This window comes from Frankia sp. KB5 (assembly GCF_002099325.1).
GTDB lineage: Bacteria > Actinomycetota > Actinomycetes > Frankiales > Frankiaceae > Frankia > Frankia casuarinae.
In genome coordinates this window covers 1-1,164 of record NZ_MRUJ01000414.1, presented here as the reverse complement: position 1 = coordinate 1,164, position 1,164 = coordinate 1, and the positions used below count along the sequence as shown (strand labels likewise).

General features: G+C 67.8%; 1 protein-coding gene. It reads left to right on the top strand.

Going from position 1 to position 1,164, the window contains the following annotated elements; all coding sequences use genetic code 11:
* Positions 1 to 345 precede the first annotated feature (345 nt).
* Positions 346 to 1,164 (top strand): helix-turn-helix transcriptional regulator (locus KBI5_RS24900; protein ID WP_241883198.1); only part of this gene is annotated, 819 nt, incomplete at its 3' end.

Below are 1,164 nucleotides of genomic sequence, written 5' to 3'. Positions count from 1 at the left end.
CTCGCGTTTCCCAACAATAACCCAAGAAGGTCGGCATAATGTCTCGACGGAGGCGCGGTACGACGGACGACTTCCACGCTACGATCAATCGGCCGACCACGAAGCGCGACGCCGATCAACTTCGCCTGCCACCCGACAGCTGAGAGTAATCATTGGAACTGGATGTGTATGGGACTTTTGACCTCTAGTCTACTAGGGTGCAGTCTGGAGTAATCTGATCACTATCGGTGACTCTCTGCTGGCCATCGGGCGGGCGACCGTCAGGCGGGCGGGCAGAGACAGCACACGACTGCTGAGCTTCCCTCCTCGGGAGGCGGGACCTTGCCACGCGGAAGRACGTCACAGATGCGGCAACGGAGCCGAGGCCGGCACGATGCGGCGACCGCCGAAGACCTGCTACCCGCTGAGGTCCGACGGCGGCGCTGTGAACGTGTCCTCTCTCGGGAGGAGCTCGCCCGACGCACCGGCTACAGCCGCCAGTACATCGGTCAGCTCGAACAGCCCAGCCGAGGCATCCCCTCCCGGCCGGTGATCGCCGCAGTCGACGCGGCGCTGGAGGCCGGGGGCGCCCTCATCGACCTGCGTGAGGCAGCCGTCGCCGCCCGGGCGGAACGCCTGCGTCGCAGGCCCGATCCGGAGCGGGAGTCCCGCCGCCGGGTTTCGGATCTGCTCGACCACCGCCGGTCGGACACCGAACTGGACTACCTCGATCGGTTGGTGGCCGATCTGATCGCCAAGGCCGATCGGCTCGATCCACAGGACGTCACCGCCCAGGTGCTGGAGCAGCAGAACGTCGTCGACAACCTGCTACACACGCCCATGCTGCCGCACCAGCAGTTCCGGCTGTTCATGCTCGCGGGTCACCTGGCCGGGCTGCTCGCCATCTCCCTGTTGGACGTGGACGAGCTCGCGGGAGCCAGCACCTGCTGCCTCGAGGCGGCGGTGTTCACCGAGCTGACCGGTCACGAAGGACTACGGGCCTGGACCCTCGCGGTCAACAGCCTCATCGACGCGGCCGCCCGGCAGGTCTGCGAGGGCACCGAACCCGGCACCGAACCCGGCATCGTGTCCGGCGACGGCCCCGGGGCCCCCGTGCCACCGGACCCACGGTCCGGGCCGCCAGGTGAGCCCAGCGCTCCGAGGTATGCTCTGGCCGACGGGGAT